This is a genomic window from Streptomyces sp. DG1A-41, from assembly GCF_037055355.1.
Lineage (GTDB): Bacteria > Actinomycetota > Actinomycetes > Streptomycetales > Streptomycetaceae > Streptomyces.
The window spans coordinates 6,173,595-6,192,127 of sequence record NZ_CP146350.1 but is presented as its reverse complement, the minus strand read 5'-3'; the positions used below and the strand labels follow the sequence as shown (position 1 = coordinate 6,192,127).

The following is an 18,533-nucleotide window of genomic DNA, read 5'->3' as shown; positions in this document are numbered from 1 at the left end:
GGTTGTCCCGTACCTGCATTTTCCGCCACCTGCGGCCATCGCCGCAGTTCGGCAAGTATTCCGCAGGTCATGCGGTGCGCGTCCACAGGGCCGCCACACCGTGAAGGCCCGGGTTTCCCTCACGGGACCCGGGCCTTCCCTTATCCGGTGGCCTCCGTCACGCGGCCACCGGAACCTCCGGCGCCGCCTCCGCGGTGGCGGGCGCGAGCGCCAGCTCCAGGACCTGGCGGACGTCGGTGACGGCGTGGACGTCGAGCTTGTCCAGCACCTCCGCCGGGACGTCGTCCAGGTCGGGTTCGTTGCGCTTGGGGATGATCACGGTGGTGATCCCGGCGCGGTGGGCGGCCAGCAGCTTCTGCTTCACACCGCCGATCGGCAGGACCCGGCCGGTCAGCGAGACCTCGCCGGTCATCGCCACGTCCGTACGGACCAGACGGCCGGACAGGAGCGAGGCGAGGGCCGTGGTCATCGTGACGCCGGCGCTGGGGCCGTCCTTGGGGACCGCGCCCGCCGGGAAGTGGATGTGGACACCCCGGTCCTTCAGATCGCCCACCGGCAGTTCCAGCTCGGCACCGCGGGAGCGCAGGAAGCTCAGCGCGATCTGCGCGGACTCCTTCATCACGTCCCCCAGCTGACCGGTCAGGGTCAGCCCGGCCGCGCCCGTCTCCGGGTCGGCCAGCGACGCCTCGACGTACAGCACGTCACCGCCGGCGCCCGTCACCGCGAGGCCCGTCGCCACGCCCGGCACGGACGTCCGGCGCTCGGCCGGGTCCTGGGCGGACTCGGGCACATGGTGCGGCCGTCCGATCAGGCCGCGCAGGTCCTCGTCCCGGACGGTGAACGGCAGCTCCCGCTCGCCCAGTTCGTGCTGGGCCGCGACCTTGCGCAGCAGCCGTGCGATCGAACGCTCCAGGTTGCGGACGCCCGCCTCGCGCGTGTACTCACCGGCGAGCTTGCGCAGCGCGCCCTCGTCGATGGCCACCTCGTCCTTGTCGAGTCCGGCCCGCTCCAGCTGGCGCGGCAGCAGGTGGTCGCGGGCGATGACGATCTTCTCGTCCTCGGTGTAGCCGTCCAGGCGGACGATCTCCATCCGGTCGGCCAGCGCCTCCGGGATCGCCTCCAGGACGTTGGCGGTCGCGAGGAAGACCACGTCCGACAGGTCCAGTTCGACCTCCAGGTAGTGGTCCCGGAAGGTGTGGTTCTGCGCCGGATCGAGTACTTCGAGCAGGGCCGCCGCCGGGTCGCCCCGGAAGTCCGAGCCCACCTTGTCGATCTCGTCGAGCAGCACGACCGGGTTCATCGACCCGGCCTCCTTGATGGCGCGCACGACCCGGCCGGGCAGGGCACCGACGTACGTACGCCGGTGACCGCGGATCTCGGCCTCGTCGCGGACGCCGCCGAGGGCGACCCGGACGAACTTGCGGCCCATGGCGTGGGCGACGGACTCGCCCAGGCTGGTCTTGCCGACGCCGGGCGGCCCCACGAGCGCGAGCACGGCACCGCCGCGCCGCCCGCCGACCACGCCCAGCCCCCGCTCGGCACGCCGCTTGCGCACCGCCAGGTACTCGGTGATCCGCTCCTTCACGTCCTCCAGGCCAAAGTGCTCGGCGTCGAGGACGGCCTGGGCGCCCTGGATGTCGTAGGCGTCCTCGGTGCGCTCGTTCCACGGCATCTCCAGGACCGTGTCGAGCCAGGTGCGGATCCACGAGCCCTCGGGCGACTGGTCGGAGGAGCGCTCCAGCTTGTCGACCTCCTTGAGCGCGGCCTCGCGGACCTTCTCGGGCAGGTCGGCGGCCTCCACCCGGGCGCGGTAGTCGTCGGACTCCTCGCCCTCCTGCTCGCCGTTCAGCTCGCGCAACTCCTTGCGGACCGCTTCCAGCTGACGCCGCAGCAGGAACTCGCGCTGCTGCTTGTCGACGCCTTCCTGGACATCCTTGGCGATGGACTCGGCCACGTCCTGCTCGGCGAGGTGGTCGCGCAGCTGCTGGGTCGCGAGCTTGAGCCGGGCCACCGGGTCGGCGGTCTCCAGCAGCTCGACCTTCTGATCGGTGGTCAGGAAGGGCGAGTAGCCGGAGTTGTCGGCGAGCGCCGAGACGTCGTCGATGGCCTGGACGCGGTCGACGACCTGCCAGGCACCGCGCTTTCGGAGCCAGGCCGTGGCGAGGGCCTTGTACTCCTTGACCAGTTCGGCGACCTGCCCTGGCAGCGGCTCCGGGACGGATTCGTCGACGCGGGTTCCCTCGACCCAGAGGGCCGCGCCGGGACCCGTGGTCCCCGCACCGATCCTCACCCGCCCCCGGCCGCGGATCAGGGCACCGGGGTCGCCGTCGGCGAGCCGCCCGACCTGCTCGACGGTGCCGAGGACGCCGGTGTTGGCGTACGTGCCGTCGATGCGTGGCACCAGCAGCACCCTGGGCTTTCCGGGCTGTGACTTGGCGGCGGCCTGCGCGGCCTCCACCGCCGCACGCACCTCGGAGTCGCTCAGGTCCAGCGGGACCACCATCCCGGGCAGCACGACCTCGTCGTCGAGCGGCAGCACGGGCAGGGTGAGCGGTGTGGACGTCGAAGCCATGATCTCCCCTTCGGCAGTCAAGTTGAGCTATGCCGACTCAATGCGCGGGAGCCGCCGGATGTTCCCCACCGCCCGTTCGCTGTGAGCGATCGAACGTGACACCAGGGGCGATCGGAACCGTAGAGTCAGCCATGTAACAGACCAATACGTCGAGTGGCTATTACAGGGGGTGGCGTGGACGAGACCGTGCGGGCGTGGGTGGACGGGTGGATCGTGTCGCGCGGGGCGGCTCCGCCCGTGACCGAGCCGTGGGGCTGCACGATCGACGTGGGGACGAACGGCCACGTCACCCGGCACGTGTTCGGCGCGACCGGCGACGACCTCGACGAGACGGCCGTCCGCAAGGTGGCCGGCGCGGTGACCGGGCCGGCGTGTGGCTGAAGGCGTTCCGGGACCCGGCGGTGGCGGCCGGCCGGCTGGACGACAGCTGGTGGATCGACCCCGAGCCCGGCTACCTGATGACGGTCCGGCTGGCCCGGGGAACAGTCCGGACGTGCCCGGCGGCTACCGGCTGCGCAGCTGGTCGCGCGGCGGAGTGACGCGTGTGATGGTGGCCGCCCCGGACGGTTCCCTGGCGGCACGCGGGCAGATCGCCCCGACCGGCGCCACCGCCGTCGCCGACCAGATCGAGACGACCCCGGAGCATCGCCGCAAGGGACTCGGCAGCCTCGTCATGCGGACGTTGCAGAACGCCGCCGTCCGGCAGGGGGCACGGACCGGTGTGCTCGCCGGTACGCCCGCGGGTCGAGGGCTCTACGAGGCGCTGGGCTGGGAGGTGGCGGCCCTGCTCACCAGCGCGAAGCACTGCCCCCGGTCCTGAACGGCCTCGCCTTCAGCTCCGGGCCCATCCGACCGAGCCGGCATGCCTCTCCCGCCACCGCCGGACCACCGGCCAGGTCGCGATGCCGATGGCCAGGGCGATCAGATGCCCCCAGTTCGTCATCGGATCGGCGAGGGCGAGCAGGTCCTGGAGAAGCATCCCGCCGAAGGCGGCCAGCAGCGGCACGCGCAGCCAGAGCGGCAGCAGACCGGCCAGGGCGCCGGTGCCGGCGGCGACACCGAAGCTGACGCCGTAGTCGAGGCGGTGCAGCGAACTCTCGGGGAGCTGCCCGGCCAGCACCGCGAGACCCACCGGGACCTCGGTCGCCAGGGTGGCGAGGACATGCCCGAGCAGGAACACACCGGCCGTGCGCAGGCCGCCGATCCGCCTCTCCAGCGCGGTCAGCACGAGCACGAACCCGATCGCGAACGGCGAGGCCACCCCGCCCGCGAGCCACAGCGCACTGCCGACCAGCACCAGCTCCGGCGTCCGCACCAGGTGCGCCACATCCGTGCTGGAGCCCTGGAGCAGGGCGCGCACCAGGGCGGGATCCGCGTACGCGGAGATCAGCGAGGTGACGCAGAGGACGATCGTGTACCCGAACGTGAACGGCGTACCCGCGGGAGTGGGGAGCAGCCGCCACGGCCGCAGTACCCGGAGCCGAGGCCGGAACTTCTCCACCGCAGTGGACTCTCGTACGCCCGGGTCCACCGTCTCGCACGGCCCTCGGCCGGCGGCCCGCTGCCGCGGCACCCCGTCCAGCAGCCCCGACATGTCGGAAACGGGCGCGCCCGTCGGCGTCGGCGTGGCCGTCTCGTCGGCCTGCGCGGTGCGTTCCACGGCGGGCGCTCCTTCCGTCAGGTCCCACCCTTCGCGCACCTGCGACCCCTGTCTGTGACGGGCGCCACGCGAGAGCCGATTCACAGCAACCCGACAGCCGCCCCCCGCGTCCCCCGCCGGCCGCTCCGTAATCCTTGGCGCCGGACACCCTCCACCTGCCAGGATGCCCGGATGCCCCTCTCGAACGACATCCCCCACGTGCTGGACCGTCGCGAGGGCCCGCACGGCGAGGTCGTGCTGCGACGGCACGGCGACCGGCTGGAGATCATCGCGAACGGCTGTTTCCTGATGGACACCTCCGACGGCCGCTCGGAGCGACGGCTGGTCGACGCGGCTCTGGAGGCCCTGGCCGGACGGGACCGCCCGGACGTGCTGATCGGCGGACTCGGCGTCGGCTTCTCGCTCACCCACGCGGCGGCGAACCCGCGCTGGGGAGGGATCACGGTCATGGAACGCGAGCACGCGATTGTCGAGTGGCATCTCGACGGCCCGCTCTCCGCGTTCTCCGCCGAGGCCCTCGCCGACTCCCGCACGCAAATCGTCGAAGCCGATCTCGTCGCCTACGTCAATGAGACATCCGCCACGTACGACGCCCTGTGCCTCGACATCGACAACGGACCCGACTGGACCGTCACGGAGGGCAACGGAAATCTCTACGGAGAGGCCGGACTGGCAAGCTGCGCAAGGGTGTTGAGACCCGGCGGGGTTCTCGCCGTCTGGTCCGCCCAGCCCTCTCCGGAATTCGAAGAAACCTTGTGGAATGCCGGGTTCCAACAGGTGCGTACCGAAGAGATCACGGTTGCCCGGGGCGTTCCGGACGTCGTGCACCTCGGCGTCCGCCCTGGATAGCAAAGGTGTGCTGACTCCCCGTACGCTGCTCTTCTGGCGCCGATCATTCAAGCGTCAATCGCAACCATGCGCAGACCGAGGAATCACCCCACTGATTCCGGAAAGCACACCCCAGGGGCGGGCGATGGAGCAGACACACACCTCCCACAACGGTTCGGCGACGGCTACTCCGGGCGCACAGCGCCGGGTTCTCGTCGTCGAGGACGACGCCACGATCGTGGACGCCATCGCGACCCGCCTGCGAGCCGAGGGATTCCTCGTGCAAACAGCGGGTGACGGTCCGGCCGCCGTCGACACGGCCGAGGCCTGGCAGCCCGACCTGCTGATCCTCGACATCATGCTGCCCGGCTTCGACGGTCTGGAGGTCTGCCGCCGCGTGCAGGCCGCCCGGCCGGTACCGGTGCTGATGCTCACCGCGCGCGACGACGAGACCGACATGCTGGTCGGGCTCGGGGTCGGCGCCGACGACTACATGACGAAGCCGTTCTCGATGCGGGAGTTGGCGGCACGCGTGCACGTACTGCTGCGCCGCGTGGAGCGGGCCGCGCTGGCCGCCGCGACGCCGCGCAGCGGCATCCTGCGCCTCGGTGAGCTGGAGATCGACCACGCGCAGCGCCGGGTCCGGGTGCGCAGTGAGGACGTTCACCTCACGCCCACCGAGTTCGACCTGCTGGTGTGCCTGGCGAACACCCCGCGCGCGGTGCTCTCGCGCGAGCAGCTGCTCGCCGAGGTCTGGGACTGGGCGGACGCCTCCGGCACCCGCACCGTCGACAGCCACATCAAGGCACTGCGCCGGAAGATCGGCGCCGAGCGGATCCGCACGGTGCACGGCGTGGGCTACGCCCTGGAGACCCCGACGCCATGAGCGGCGGGCCGGGAGCACGGAGAGGCCCCGGGGAGCCGGAACCCTGGGGCGGGGTGAGCCCGTTCTCGATCAAGACCAAGCTGGGCGCGCTGGTCGTCATCTCGGTGCTGATCACCACGGGCCTGTCCGTGATCGCGGTGCACACCAAGACGGAGCTGCGCTTCATCACGGTCTTCTCGATGATCGCCACACTGCTGATCACGCAGTTCGTGGCCCATTCACTCACCGCGCCACTGGACGAGATGACCGCCGTGGCCCGTTCCATCTCGCAGGGCGACTACACCCGCCGGGTGCGGGAGAACCGCCGTGACGAGCTGGGCGACCTGGCCGTGACGATCAACGCCATGGCCGACGAGCTGGAGGCCCAGGACCGTCAGCGCAAGGAGCTGGTGGCGAACGTCTCGCACGAGCTGCGCACGCCCATCGCGGGACTGCGCGCGGTCCTGGAGAACATCGTCGACGGCGTCACACAGGCCGATCCGGAGACGATGCGCACGGCGCTGAAGCAGACCGAGCGGCTCGGCCGGCTGGTGGAGACGCTGCTGGACCTGTCCCGCCTGGACAACGGCGTCGTACCGCTGAAGCAGCGGCGGTTCGAGGTGTGGCCGTATCTGTCCGGCGTACTGAAGGAGGCCAACATGGTCGCCTCCGTGCGCGCGGGCATCGCCACCGGCTCGGGCAGTCACACCCGCACGGACGTCCATCTGCACCTCGACGTGCACCCGCCGGAGTTGACCGCGCACGCCGATCCGGAGCGCATCCACCAAGTCGTGGCCAACCTCATCGACAACGCGGTCAAGCACAGCCCGCCGCACGGCCGGGTGACGGTCAAGGCGCGGCGCGGCGCGCTGCCGGAGTCGCTGGAGCTGGAGGTTCTGGACGAGGGCCCCGGCATTCCGAAGTCCGAGTGGCACCGCGTCTTCGAACGGTTCAACCGAGGCAACGCCAAGCGGCCGCAGGGTCCGGGCAGCGACGGCGGCACGGGTCTCGGCCTGGCGATCGCCCGCTGGGCGGTGGATCTGCACGGCGGACGGATCGGAGTGGCCGAATCCGAGCGGGGTTGCCGGATTCTTGTCACTCTTCCGGGACTTCCATCTGTGCCAAGTTGACGTAAAGTTCGAAGCGGAGCCGCAAGATCCATGGTCGTCCGCACTGACGGACACGTGTGATCAGGCACAGGCCCGCGCCGTCGGCGCGTGAGGCCCTTCTCAGCCCTTCCCTCATTGAGCGGAACCACGCTTGTTTCCCGCCATTTCAAGCCCCGAAACGCACTCCGAGATGTGACTTGCACGACGTTGAACGGGCCCGACCTGACCTACCCGGTCCGGGAGGCGTAGCCTTGATTCCCGCTGTCCATCATCTTGTGAAGCGGAAGAGGGCGGTTGCCGCCGTGTCGCCACAGTCCCCCAGTAACTCGAGCATCTCGACCGACACCGACCAAGCGGGGAAGAACCCTGCCGCGTCGTTCGGTGCCAACGAGTGGCTCGTCGACGAGATCTATCAGCAGTACCTCCAGGACCCGAATTCGGTAGACCGAGCCTGGTGGGACTTCTTCGCCGACTACAAGCCGGGGGCGGCTGCCGCCTCGGCTCCGGCGGGTACCGCGGCCGCGGGGGCCGCGGGGACCACCACCGCTCAGCCGGCGGCCCAGGCCGCGGCCCCCGCCCCGGCGGCCCCGCAGCCCGCGGCCGCCGCTCCGGCTCCCGCTCCGGCGAAGCCCGCCGCGCAGGCCCCGGCTCAGGCTCCCGCTCCGGCGAAGGCCGCTCCGGCCCCCGCCAAGCCGGCCGCCGCCGCGAAGCCGAAGGCCGAACCCGCCGCCGAGGCCCCCTCGGGCCCCGAGCAGGTCGTGCTGCGCGGTCCCTCCGCCGCGGTCGCGAAGAACATGGACGCCTCCCTGGAGCTGCCCACGGCCACGTCCGTGCGCGCGGTCCCGGTGAAGCTGCTGTTCGACAACCGCATCGTCATCAACAACCACCTCAAGCGGGCGCGCGGCGGGAAGATCTCCTTCACGCACCTCATCGGCTACGCGATGGTCCAGGCCATCAAGGCGATGCCGGCGATGAACTGGCACTACGCGAAGGTGGACGGCAAGCCCACCCTGGTGAAGCCGGAGCACGTCAACCTCGGTCTCGCCATCGACCTGGTCAAGCCGAACGGCGACCGCCAGCTCGTCGTCGCGGCGATCAAGAAGGCCGAGACGCTGAACTTCTTCGAGTTCTGGCAGGCCTACGAGGACATCGTCCGCCGCGCCCGCGACGGCAAGCTGACGATGGACGACTTCTCCGGGGTGACGGTCTCCCTGACCAACCCCGGCGGCCTCGGCACGGTCCACTCGGTGCCGCGTCTGATGCCCGGCCAGTCCGTGATCATGGGCGTCGGCTCCATGGACTACCCGGCGGAGTTCCAGGGCACCTCCCAGGACACCCTGAACAAGCTCGGCATCTCGAAGGTCATGACGCTCACGTCGACCTACGACCACCGGGTGATCCAGGGCGCCGCCTCCGGCGAGTTCCTCCGCCAGGTCGCGAACCTCCTGCTCGGCGAGAACAACTTCTACGACGAGATCTTCGAGGCGCTGCGCATCCCCTACGAGCCGGTCCGCTGGCTCAAGGACATCGACGCCAGCCACGACGACGACGTCACGAAGGCCGCCCGCGTCTTCGAGCTGATCCACTCCTACCGGGTCCGCGGCCACGTCATGGCCGACACCGACCCGCTGGAGTACCAGCAGCGCAAGCACCCCGACCTGGACATCACCGAGCACGGCCTCACCCTGTGGGACCTGGAGCGCGAGTTCGCCGTCGGCGGCTTCGCCGGCAAGTCGATGATGAAGCTGCGCGACATCCTCGGCGTGCTGCGCGACTCGTACTGCCGCACCACCGGCATCGAGTTCATGCACATCCAGGACCCGAAGCAGCGCAAGTGGATCCAGGACCGGGTGGAGCGTCCGCACTCCAAGCCGGAGCGCGAGGAGCAGCTGCGCATCCTGCGCCGGCTGAACGCCGCCGAGGCGTTCGAGACCTTCCTCCAGACCAAGTACGTCGGCCAGAAGCGCTTCTCCCTGGAGGGCGGCGAGTCCGTCATCCCGCTGCTCGACGCGGTGCTGGACTCGGCCGCCGAGTCCCGCCTGGACGAGGTCGTCATCGGCATGGCCCACCGCGGCCGGCTGAACGTCCTGGCCAACGTCGTCGGCAAGTCGTACGCGCAGATCTTCCGCGAGTTCGAGGGCAACCTCGACCCGAAGTCGATGCACGGCTCCGGCGACGTGAAGTACCACCTGGGCGCCGAGGGCACCTTCACGGGCCTCGACGGCGAGCAGATCAAGGTCAGCCTGGTCGCGAACCCCTCACACCTGGAGGCCGTCGACCCGGTCCTGGAGGGCGTCTCCCGCGCCAAGCAGGACATCATCGGCAAGGGCGGCACGGACTTCACGGTCCTGCCGGTGGCGATCCACGGCGACGCGGCCTTCGCGGGCCAGGGCGTGGTTGCCGAGACGCTGAACATGTCGCAGCTGCGCGGCTACCGCACCGGCGGCACGGTCCACATCGTGATCAACAACCAGGTCGGCTTCACCGCGGCCCCCGAGTCCTCGCGTTCCTCCATGTACGCGACGGACGTGGCCCGCATGATCGAGGCCCCGATCTTCCACGTGAACGGCGACGACCCGGAGGCCGTGGTCCGCGTGGCCCGGCTGGCCTTCGAGTTCCGCCAGGCGTTCAACAAGGACGTGGTGATCGACCTCATCTGCTACCGCCGCCGCGGTCACAACGAGTCGGACAACCCGGCCTTCACCCAGCCACTGATGTACGACCTGATCGACAAGAAGCGCTCGGTGCGCAAGCTCTACACCGAGTCCCTCATCGGTCGCGGCGACATCACCCTGGAAGAGGCCGAGCAGGCGCTCCAGGACTACCAGGGCCAGCTGGAGAAGGTCTTCACGGAGGTCCGCGAGGCCACCTCGCAGCCGTCCGCCGTGGAGCCCTCCGACCCGCAGGCCGAGTTCCCGGTCGCCGTGAACACCGCGGTGACCACGGAGGTCGTCAAGCGGATCGCCGAGTCCCAGGTCAACATCCCCGACCACATCACCGTCCACCCGCGTCTGCTGCCGCAGCTCCAGCGCCGGGCGGCGATGGTCGAGGACGGCACGATCGACTGGGGCATGGGCGAGACCCTCGCGGTCGGCTCCCTCCTCCTGGAGGGCGTCCCGGTCCGCCTGGCCGGCCAGGACTCCCAGCGCGGTACGTTCGGCCAGCGCCACGCGGTCATCATCGACCGCACCACGGGCGAGGAGTACACGCCGCTCCAGTACCTCTCCGAGGACCAGGCGCGCTACAACGTCTACAACTCCCTGCTGTCCGAGTACGCGGCGATGGGCTTCGAGTACGGCTACTCGCTGGCCCGCCCCGAGGCGCTCGTGATGTGGGAGGCGCAGTTCGGCGACTTCGTCAACGGCGCGCAGACGGTCGTGGACGAGTTCATCTCGTCGGCCGAGCAGAAGTGGGCCCAGACCTCCGGTGTGGTCCTGCTCCTGCCGCACGGCTACGAGGGCCAGGGCCCGGACCACTCCTCGGCCCGCCCGGAGCGCTTCCTCCAGATGTGCGCCCAGAACAACATGACGGTCGCCATGCCGACGTCGCCGTCGAACTACTTCCACCTCCTGCGGTGGCAGGTGCACAACCCGCACCACAAGCCGCTGGTGGTCTTCACGCCGAAGTCGATGCTGCGCCTGAAGGCGGCGGCCTCGAAGGCGGAGGAGTTCACGACCGGCCAGTTCCAGCCGGTCATCGGCGACGCGTCGGTGGACGCGGCCGCGGTCAAGAAGGTCGTCTTCTGCGCCGGCAAGGTCTACTACGACCTGGAGGCCGAGCGTCAGAAGCGCGGCGTCACGGACACGGCGATCATCCGCATCGAGCGCCTGTACCCGCTGCCGGGTACAGAGCTTCAGGCGGAGATCAAGAAGTACCCGAACGCCGAGAAGTACCTGTGGGCCCAGGAGGAGCCGGCGAACCAGGGTGCCTGGCCGTTCATCGCGCTCAACCTGATCGACCACCTGGACCTGGCGGTCGGCGCGGACGTCCCGCACGGCGAGCGCCTGCGCCGCATCTCACGCCCGCACAGCTCGTCCCCGGCGGTGGGTTCCGCGAAGCGGCACCAGGCCGAGCAGGAGCAGCTGGTGCGTGAGGTGTTCGACGCGTAAGCGTCCTCGCGCGTCCTGTGTGACCGGGCCGCATCCCCGCTTCGGGGGTGCGGCCCGGCCGTTTGCGCGCACATAAACTTGACGGCATGTACTTCACGGACCGTGGCATCGAGGAACTGGAGAAGCGGCGCGGCGAGGAGGAGGTCACCTTCGAGTGGCTCGCCGAGCAGCTGCGGACGTTCGTCGATCTCAACCCCGACTTCGAGGTGCCGGTGGAGCGGCTGGCCACGTGGCTGGCGCGGCTGGACGACGAGGACGACGAGTAGGGGACGCGCGGGAGTCACGCGGCTCGCGCGGAACTCGCGCGGGAGCGGGGTCCGGCGCCGCTGGTGATCAGTCGCGCGGGAGCGTGACGCCGTACGCCAGACCCAGTGCGCCATGGGCCAGGAGCAGCGCTCCGGCCGTGGCCCAGCCCCAGCCGCCGCTGGGACGCCGTAGTCCCCAGGCGAGGAGCGGGACGCCCGCCGCCACCTGGGCGAGGGCCAGGGCGCGGGCTCTGGGGCCTCCGGTCCAGGGCATCCAGGGGCCCAGGCGGCTGTGGTCGACGATGCCGCGTTCCGCGAGCGCGTCGCGCCAGCCCGGCCACTCGACCGGGAGGCTGTCCGGCTGGAGCGCGGCGGCTTCCCGGAGGCGGTCGGCGGGTCGGCCGGGGGCGAGTTCGGGGGGCAGTGAGACGCCCACGCGCGCGAGGATCGCCAGCAGGCCACGCAGGCGGGTGCGGGCGTCGGCCGCGGAGTCGGGTTTCGCCAGCTGGTCGAGTGCCTGGAGGTCCAGGACGGGGTCGAGGCCCACGCGCGCGGCGAAGGTGCGCATCGCCTCCTCCTCCCCCGCCGGGACGCCGTTCGCGAGCCAGACGAAGCCGACCGGGCGGCGGAAGCCGGACGCGAGCGTGAAGCCCGCGTGGTCGGCGTCCCACCACAGGGCGAGAACGGGCCAGGGCGCGCCGACGGCGAGGGCCGTGGCCCAGCCGGTGACCACACGGTCGACGGGCTCGCCGGTGTCCCGCCAGGGCCCGCCCTCGGGGACGAGGACGCTCCATTCGTCGCCCGCCCTGGTGAGCTGCATACGTTCCCGCAGCAGGTGGGCGACGGGGGCGACGGTCCCGGGCACCGCCCGGCACAACAGCAGCGCCCCAGGGGCGGGACCGGTGCGGTCGGGCGGCGTCGGCATGGTCACACGTTAGGGCGATTCACTCCTCTTTGAGTACTTTTGCGCGCCTCGATATCCCCGGAACGGGTGTCTTGACTTTCCGCGGCCACGATATATCGTGAATGAGAGGAGACGCGATATGGCGCGTCGCGTCGGGGAGGTCTGCCATGTCCGAGTGGTCCGTCACGGAGCCGAGAGAACTCACCTTCGACGAGCCCGTGAGCGAGCTCCACGTGCGCCTCGTCAACGGAACGGTGAACGTGGTGGGCACGGCCGAAGGTTCCGCCCTCCTGGAGATCTCCGAGATCGAGGGACCGCCCCTGGTGGTGACCCAGCAGGGCGGGATCCTCACGGTGGCCTACGAGGATTTGCCCTGGAAGGGCTTCCTCAAGTGGCTGGACCGCAAGGGCTGGCGCCGCAGCGCGGTGGTCTCCCTGGCTGTCCCGGCCTCCACCCGGGTGGAGGTGGGAGTGGTCGGCGCGGCAGCCGTGCTCTCCGGGATCGAGGGACCGGCGGCGGTGAAGGGCGTCACGGGCGACACGACCCTCGTGGGGCTCTCCGGCCCGGTCCGCGCCGACACGGTCTCCGGGAGCGTGGAGGCCCAGGACCTGACCGGCGACCTCCGGTTCAACTCCGTCTCGGGCGACCTCACGGTGGTCGAGGGCTCCGGCTCCTCCGTGCGAGCCGATTCGGTCAGCGGCTCCATGATCGTCGACCTCGACCCGGGCGGCCCCACGGACGTGCGGCTGACCAGCGTCTCGGGCGAGATCGCGATCCGGCTGCCGGACCCTGCGGACGCGGAGGTCGAGGCCAACACGGCGAGCGGCGCGGTCTCCAACGCCTTCGACGATCTGCGGGTGCGCGGCCAGTGGGGCGCCCACAAGATCACGGGCCGTCTGGGCGCGGGCCACGGCAAACTGCGGGCCACCACGGTCTCCGGCTCGATCGCCCTGCTGCGCCGCCCCGCCGGGGAGGACGAGCCCGATGAACCGTGGGACGCCCGGCGGGGCCCCGGCAGCTCGCCGGCCGACCCGCAGGACGACCCGCAGGCCGGCTCGGGAGACAATTCCGTCTCCGACCGGGGCGCCGCCGACGCCGACGTCCCGGCCGACGGCACGACCGACAAGAAGGTGCTCTGACATGCCTCCCGTCTTCGCCCACGGCCGCCTCCGCCTCTACCTGCTGAAGCTGCTGGACGAGGCCCCCCGTCACGGCTACGAGGTGATCCGCCTCCTCGAGGAGAGGTTCCAGGGGCTGTACGCACCGTCGGCGGGCACGGTCTACCCGCGCCTGGCCAAGCTTGAAGCCGAGGGCCTGGTCACCCACACCACCGAGGGCGGCCGGAAGGTGTACTCGATCACGGACGCGGGCCGCGCCGAACTGGCCGACCGCAGCGGCGAACTGGCCGACCTGGAGCTGGAGATCCGGGAGTCGGTCGCGGAACTGGCGGCGGAGATCCGCGCCGACGTGCGCGGGGCCGCCGGCGACCTGCGCCGCGAGATGCGCGCCGCCGCGACGGAGGCCCGCCGGGAGAACGGCACCGGGCCGCATGGCGCGCCGGACGCCCCCTTCGGGGAATCCGGACAGTACGGCGACAAGGAGGCCTGGCGCGTCGCCAAGGAGGAGATGCGGCGCGCCAGGCAGGAGTGGAAGGAACAGGCCCGCCGCGCCAAGGACGAGAGCCGCCGCGCCCGCGAGGACGCCCAGCGCGCCCGCCGCCAGGCGAAGGAGGCCCAGGAGCAGGCCCGCGCCCAGGCCCAGGAGCAGGTGCAGCGCATCGCCCGCCGGGTCCAGGAACAGGTCCAGGACCACTTCGCCCGCGGCGACTGGCCGACGGGCCTGCGCGAGGGTCTGAGCGAACTGGCCAAGGAGGTCGGCGAGTTCGGCAAGGACTACGGCAAGGACTTCGGCTTCGACTGGTCCGGCACCGGCAAGCCGGCCGCACAGACGGAGGGGTCGCCGCCCACCGAGGACTTCCCAGCCTCCTACAGCCGGCCTGGGCCCACGAGGACGCCGCGGAGTCCACCGGCGACCCCGCCCGCGACCTGGACCGTCTGCTCGACCGCTTCCGGGACGACATCCGCGACGCGGCCCGCGACCACGGCGTCACCCCCGGCCAACTGCGCGACGCCCGCCGTCACCTGTCGACGGCTGCGGCCCACATAGGAGCACTGCTGCGCACCCCGAGGAAGTAAGGGGCTCCGCCCTTCACCCGGCCTTGGCCTCGCCGCCCCCGTACAAGACCCGCACCAGGGACTCGTACGTCACCCCGTGGTCGGCGAGGACCTCGGCCGGCACACCGGGGCGCATGGTCAGGGCCAGCAGGATGTGCTCGTCACCGATGTGCCGGTCCCGCTGGGCGAGGGCGGCCCGAAAGGAGCGCTCCAGTACGTCCTTGGCGCTGCGTCCGAAGGAGGCCCGTCCCGACCACCACCCCTTGTCCTTCCGGTCACCGGCCATGGCGCCGGCACCGTGCACCTCCTCCACCCGGGCGACGATCTCCTCCACATCGATTCCGAGCCCGGCGAGCGCGTCGGTCTCGGCCCGCGACAGCCCGGCCCGCCGCCGCGCCTCGCCCAGCGCCTGCCGCACGGACTCCCTCCGCTCGCCGAGCCCGAGAGCGGCCAGCGCGAACGAGCCACGACTGCCCTCCCGGTCGAGCAGCGCGAGCAGCAGATGCTCCGGTTCCACGACCTGCCCGCCACCACCGCCCTCCACATGGGCGAACGCGCCCTTGACCACGCTCCGGGCGTCCTTCGTGAACCGCTCGAACATCAATGCCTCCCGTACTTCTTGTGCACGGCCTGCCTGCTCACACCGAGTTCGGTGGCGATCTCCTGCCACGACCAGCCCTGGTTGCGCGCGTTGCGCACCTGTACGGCTTCCAGCTGCTCCAGCAGCCTGCGCAGGGCGGCGACGGCCCGCAGGCCGACCCGTGGATCACGGTCGCCCGCACGCTCGGCGAGATCGGTTGCTTCGGTCATGGTGTCAACTTACGTTGACGCCACCCTCTCGTCAACCCCAGTTGACAAGCCGAACGGCCGGCCCGAACCCGGACCGGCCGTCAGCGTCTTCAGCAGGGACTAGGGATTGGTGAGCACGACCTTCCCGAACTGCCCACCGGAGGCCAGCCGTTCAAAGCCCTCACGGGCGCGGTCCATGGGCAGCACCTCGTCGATGACCGGCCGCACTCCGGCGGCGGCACAGAACGCGAGCAGGTCCTCCAGCTCGTCCTTGGTGCCCATAGTGGACCCGACGACCTTGAGCTCCAGGAAGAAGATCCGGGTCAGTTCGGCGTGCGAGGGGCGGTCACCACTGGTGGCACCGGAAATGACCAGCGTGCCGCCGGGCTTCAGCGACTTCACGGAGTGCGACCAGGTGGCGGCCCCGACGGTCTCGATCACGGCGTCGACCCGCTGCGGCAGCCGCGCCCCCGACTCCAGGGCCTCCACGGCCCCCAGCTCCAGGGCCCGCTTCCGCTTGGCCTCGTCCCGGCTCGTGGCGAAGACCCGGAGCCCGGCGGCCTTCCCCAGCACGATGGCGGCCGTGGCGACACCGCCCCCGGCGCCCTGCACGAGCACGGAGTCGCCGGGCCGGACACCCGCGTTGGTGAACAGCATCCGGTACGCGGTCAGCCACGCCGTCGGCAGACAGGCGGCCTCCTCGAAGGAGAGCTCCTTGGGCTTGGGCAGGATGTTCCAGGTCGGCACGGCGACCTGCTCGGCGAAGGTGCCCTGGTAGCGCTCGGTGAGGATGGAACGGGGTTCCTTCGGGCCGACCCCGTGCCCGCTCTGTCCGATCACGGAGTGCAGGACGACCTCGTTGCCGTCCTCGTCGACGCCGGCGGCGTCACAGCCGAGGATCATCGGCAGCTTGTCCTCTGCGAGGCCGACGCCGCGCAGGGACCACAGGTCGTGATGGTTGAGGGAGGCGGCCTTGACCGTGACGGTGCTCCAGCCGGGGCGGACCTCGGGAGCCGGACGCTCTCCCAACTCCAGGCCGGCCAGTGGCTGGTCGCGGTCGATTCGGGCGGCGTAGACAGCGAACATGACCTTGACAATAGGTTCCCGAAGGGACCCGGGGAACCACCGGCCCGTGTGAGACACACCCTCTTGCCAGGCTCACGGAGTGGGTGCCGCTGCCGGGTGGGACCGCAGCCCGGCGGAACGGGGTGCCGCTTCTTTGGGACGGGTGCCGCCCTCAGCGGCACGACTGCCCGCAGCTAGGCGGTCCGCACCCGCCGACGCACGGAAGGGGACGTGTCGGGTGGTGTCCGCCCAGCGGTTGGCGCGTCAACGGACAGTCAGTCGGTACGCAACTCCATCGCGCCGCTCGGAGGACGGACACCCCCCGGCGCGGCCCCGACCCACGACCACCGCGCAAGCGCGACGCGCACCCCCACCACACCCGCACTGGCCGCCGCAGGCACCCCGCTCCACCGCCGGAGGCACCCGCACAGGCCGCCGCAGGCACCCCACACCACCCGAACAGCCGCACCTGAAGGCAAAAAAAGTGGCCCCGCCCAACCGGGCAGGGCCACCTCACAACAGGTCAGCGCCGGGCCACACCCTCAGCCCGCGCAGCCGCCGCCACCGCGGCCGTCACCGCCGGCGCGACCCGCTCGTCGAACGGCGACGGGATGACGTAGTCGGCCGCGAGGTCGTCCCCGACCACACCCGCCAGCGCCTCCGCGGCAGCCAGCTTCATCCCCTCGGTGATCCGCGACGCCCGCACCTGCAAGGCACCCGCGAAGATCCCCGGGAACGCCAGCACGTTGTTGATCTGGTTCGGGAAGTCCGACCGCCCGGTAGCCACCACGGCCGCGTACTTGTGCGCGACCTCGGGGTGCACCTCGGGATTCGGATTCGCCATGGCGAAAACGAACGCCCCTTCGGCCATCGACGCCACCGCGTCCTCCGGCACCGTCCCGCCGGACACCCCGATGAACACATCGGCCCCGGCCAGCGCCGCCTCCAGCGACCCGCTGATGCCCGCCTTGTTCGTGAACCCGGCCAGCTCCCGCTTCACCGGAGTCAGATCGTCCCGGTCCACCGACACGACACCCTTGCGGTCGGCCACCGCGACATCCCCGATCCCGGCCTCGACCAGCATCTTCGCGATGGCGACACCTGCCGCACCGGCACCGGAGATGACGGCCCGCAGATCCCCCAGCGCCCGCTTGCTCAGCCGCGCGGCGTTCCGCAGGGCCGCCAGCGTCACCACCGCCGTACCGTGCTGGTCGTCGTGGAAGACGGGAATGTCCAGCCGCTCCTGGAGCTTCCGCTCGATCTCGAAGCACCGCGGCGCCGAGATGTCCTCCAGATTGACCCCGCCGAACGACGGCGCGAGCCGCACCACCGTCTCGACGATCTCGTCGACGTCCGTGCAGTTCAGCGCGATCGGCACCGCGTCCACGCCGCCGAACTGCTTGAACAGAATCGCCTTGCCCTCCATCACCGGGAGGGAGGCCTCGGGCCCGATGTCACCGAGGCCCAGCACGGCCGTACCGTCCGTCACGACGGCCACGACCGACGACTTCCACGTGTAGTCGTGCACGAGCTCCGGCTGCTCCGCGATCGCGCTGCACACCTTCGCGACGCCGGGCGTGTAGGCCAGGGACAGGTCGTCCTTGTCACGGACCGGCACCGTGGCCTGCACGGCCATCTTGCCGCCGCGGTGGAGCGCGAACGCCGGATCGAAGGAGTCGAGGGGCTCCGCACCGCCCTCGTGACCCGTATGGTCCGTCGTGCTCTCGCTGCGAGGATTGACGATCTCCGCTGCCACTTCGTTTTACCCCTTAAATCTTCATTGGTTTGAGGGTGGCCACTCCTGGTGAGGCGTGGGCGGGACCGCGTACCGCCGTGGTCGTGCTGTGTACGTGATACGTACGGGCGCGTACGCGACGGGCGCGCCGCACACGCGCCCTGAGCCCCGGATGAGGGGTGTGAAGACCCTTCTTACCGGACGGACGGCGCCGACGACGAGTCCATAACGCGAAGGTCACACACGGGCGCCCTGACTCTTCGTCCAAAATCGGGACAAGGGCTGGACAAACCATCGACAACCGCTCAAGTGTCGGCGAATCCTTCGGACCCCGTATCGGATTCCCGGGCAATACCGAAGATCTTCCCGCCGGAAGGAGTGATTTCCGCAGAAGGTCCGGCCGTGATGTACCGGAGTGGTGCGGTTCGGGGGTCGCCCGTTATCCGATTTTGACATGGCTGGCCCCCAGAATGGCGCA

13 protein-coding genes and 2 pseudogenes are annotated in these 18,533 nt (G+C 70.8%); 8 read left to right on the top strand and 7 right to left on the bottom strand.

Going from position 1 to position 18,533, the window contains the following annotated elements; genetic code table 11:
- Positions 1 to 157: 157 nt before the first annotated feature.
- Positions 158 to 2,572 (bottom strand): endopeptidase La, encoded by a 2,415-nt coding sequence (lon, locus tag V8690_RS28990; RefSeq protein WP_338783061.1) that lies wholly within the window; start codon positions 2,570 to 2,572, stop codon positions 158 to 160.
- Positions 2,573 to 2,746: 174 nt separating this feature from the next.
- Here lon and V8690_RS28985 point away from each other — a divergent pair.
- Positions 2,747 to 3,392 (top strand): annotated as a pseudogene (locus tag V8690_RS28985) (GNAT family N-acetyltransferase).
- Positions 3,393 to 3,404: 12 nt separating this feature from the next.
- Here V8690_RS28985 and V8690_RS28980 read toward each other — a convergent pair.
- Entirely contained in the window at positions 3,405 to 4,232 is an 828-nt protein-coding gene (locus V8690_RS28980; RefSeq protein ID WP_338783060.1) for a rhomboid-like protein, read from the bottom strand.
- Positions 4,233 to 4,403: 171 nt separating this feature from the next.
- Between V8690_RS28980 and V8690_RS28975 the strand changes: the two genes are divergently transcribed.
- The 5 genes from V8690_RS28975 (at position 4,404) to V8690_RS28955 (ending at position 11,409) form a co-directional block, all read left to right on the top strand.
- Positions 4,404 to 5,081, top strand: a complete 678-nt coding sequence (locus V8690_RS28975) for a spermidine synthase (RefSeq protein ID WP_338783059.1) — start codon at positions 4,404 to 4,406, stop codon at positions 5,079 to 5,081.
- Positions 5,082 to 5,205: 124 nt separating this feature from the next.
- Positions 5,206 to 5,946, top strand: a complete 741-nt coding sequence (locus V8690_RS28970; protein WP_010040369.1) for a response regulator transcription factor — start codon at positions 5,206 to 5,208, stop codon at positions 5,944 to 5,946.
- On the top strand, positions 5,943 to 7,055 hold the full coding sequence (locus V8690_RS28965) for an ATP-binding protein (RefSeq protein WP_338783057.1): 1,113 nt from the start codon (positions 5,943 to 5,945) through the stop codon (positions 7,053 to 7,055). The genes V8690_RS28970 and V8690_RS28965 overlap by 4 nt, the downstream gene beginning before the upstream one ends.
- Before the next feature lie 281 nt (positions 7,056 to 7,336).
- On the top strand, positions 7,337 to 11,143 hold the full coding sequence (locus V8690_RS28960; protein ID WP_338783056.1) for a multifunctional oxoglutarate decarboxylase/oxoglutarate dehydrogenase thiamine pyrophosphate-binding subunit/dihydrolipoyllysine-residue succinyltransferase subunit: 3,807 nt from the start codon (positions 7,337 to 7,339) through the stop codon (positions 11,141 to 11,143).
- Positions 11,144 to 11,229: 86 nt separating this feature from the next.
- Positions 11,230 to 11,409, top strand: a complete 180-nt coding sequence (locus tag V8690_RS28955; protein ID WP_003992906.1) for a DUF6104 family protein — start codon at positions 11,230 to 11,232, stop codon at positions 11,407 to 11,409.
- 67 nt (positions 11,410 to 11,476) lie between these two features.
- Here V8690_RS28955 and V8690_RS28950 read toward each other — a convergent pair whose 3' ends face one another.
- Entirely contained in the window at positions 11,477 to 12,313 is an 837-nt protein-coding gene (locus tag V8690_RS28950) for a hypothetical protein (RefSeq protein WP_338783055.1), read from the bottom strand.
- 146 nt (positions 12,314 to 12,459) lie between these two features.
- Here V8690_RS28950 and V8690_RS28945 point away from each other — a divergent pair, with 146 nt between their 5' ends.
- The gene (locus V8690_RS28945) at positions 12,460 to 13,431 is read left to right on the top strand and encodes a hypothetical protein (RefSeq protein ID WP_338783054.1); all 972 of its coding nucleotides are present in this window, start codon (positions 12,460 to 12,462) and stop codon (positions 13,429 to 13,431) included.
- Position 13,432: 1 nt separating this feature from the next.
- Positions 13,433 to 14,487, top strand: a pseudogene (locus tag V8690_RS28940) (helix-turn-helix transcriptional regulator).
- Between the two features lie 13 nt (positions 14,488 to 14,500).
- Here the strand turns inward: V8690_RS28940 and V8690_RS28935 are convergent.
- From V8690_RS28935 to V8690_RS28920, 4 genes are all read right to left on the bottom strand, one after another.
- Complete coding sequence (locus tag V8690_RS28935) at positions 14,501 to 15,067, bottom strand: Clp protease N-terminal domain-containing protein (protein WP_338783053.1); 567 nt, start codon at positions 15,065 to 15,067, stop codon at positions 14,501 to 14,503.
- Positions 15,067 to 15,276, bottom strand: a complete 210-nt coding sequence (locus V8690_RS28930) for an HTH domain-containing protein (protein ID WP_003992902.1) — start codon at positions 15,274 to 15,276, stop codon at positions 15,067 to 15,069. Before V8690_RS28930 ends, V8690_RS28935 begins: the two co-directional genes overlap by 1 nt.
- Positions 15,277 to 15,375: 99 nt before the next feature.
- A complete protein-coding gene (locus V8690_RS28925; RefSeq protein ID WP_338783051.1) occupies positions 15,376 to 16,341 on the bottom strand; it encodes a zinc-binding dehydrogenase in 966 nt (321 codons plus the stop codon).
- 502 nt (positions 16,342 to 16,843) lie between these two features.
- Positions 16,844 to 18,076, bottom strand: coding sequence for an NADP-dependent malic enzyme (locus V8690_RS28920; protein WP_338783049.1), 1,233 nt, complete (start codon positions 18,074 to 18,076; stop codon positions 16,844 to 16,846).
- Positions 18,077 to 18,533: the final 457 nt, after the last annotated feature.

Excerpts from the sequence above, each read along its gene's own strand:
- V8690_RS28965 (WP_338783057.1), top strand. The coding sequence starts at position 5,943 with ATGAGCGGCGGGCCGGGAGCACGGAGAGGCCCCGGGGAGCCGGAACCC.
- lon (WP_338783061.1), bottom strand. The coding sequence starts at position 2,572 with ATGGCTTCGACGTCCACACCGCTCACCCTGCCCGTGCTGCCGCTCGAC.
- V8690_RS28945 (WP_338783054.1), top strand. The coding sequence starts at position 12,460 with ATGTCCGAGTGGTCCGTCACGGAGCCGAGAGAACTCACCTTCGACGAG.
- V8690_RS28935 (WP_338783053.1), bottom strand. The coding sequence starts at position 15,067 with ATGTTCGAGCGGTTCACGAAGGACGCCCGGAGCGTGGTCAAGGGCGCG.
- V8690_RS28930 (WP_003992902.1), bottom strand. The coding sequence starts at position 15,276 with ATGACCGAAGCAACCGATCTCGCCGAGCGTGCGGGCGACCGTGATCCA.
- V8690_RS28925 (WP_338783051.1), bottom strand. The coding sequence starts at position 16,341 with ATGTTCGCTGTCTACGCCGCCCGAATCGACCGCGACCAGCCACTGGCC.
- V8690_RS28970 (WP_010040369.1), top strand. The coding sequence starts at position 5,206 with ATGGAGCAGACACACACCTCCCACAACGGTTCGGCGACGGCTACTCCG.
- V8690_RS28955 (WP_003992906.1), top strand. The coding sequence starts at position 11,230 with ATGTACTTCACGGACCGTGGCATCGAGGAACTGGAGAAGCGGCGCGGC.
- V8690_RS28975 (WP_338783059.1), top strand. The coding sequence starts at position 4,404 with ATGCCCCTCTCGAACGACATCCCCCACGTGCTGGACCGTCGCGAGGGC.
- V8690_RS28950 (WP_338783055.1), bottom strand. The coding sequence starts at position 12,313 with ATGCCGACGCCGCCCGACCGCACCGGTCCCGCCCCTGGGGCGCTGCTG.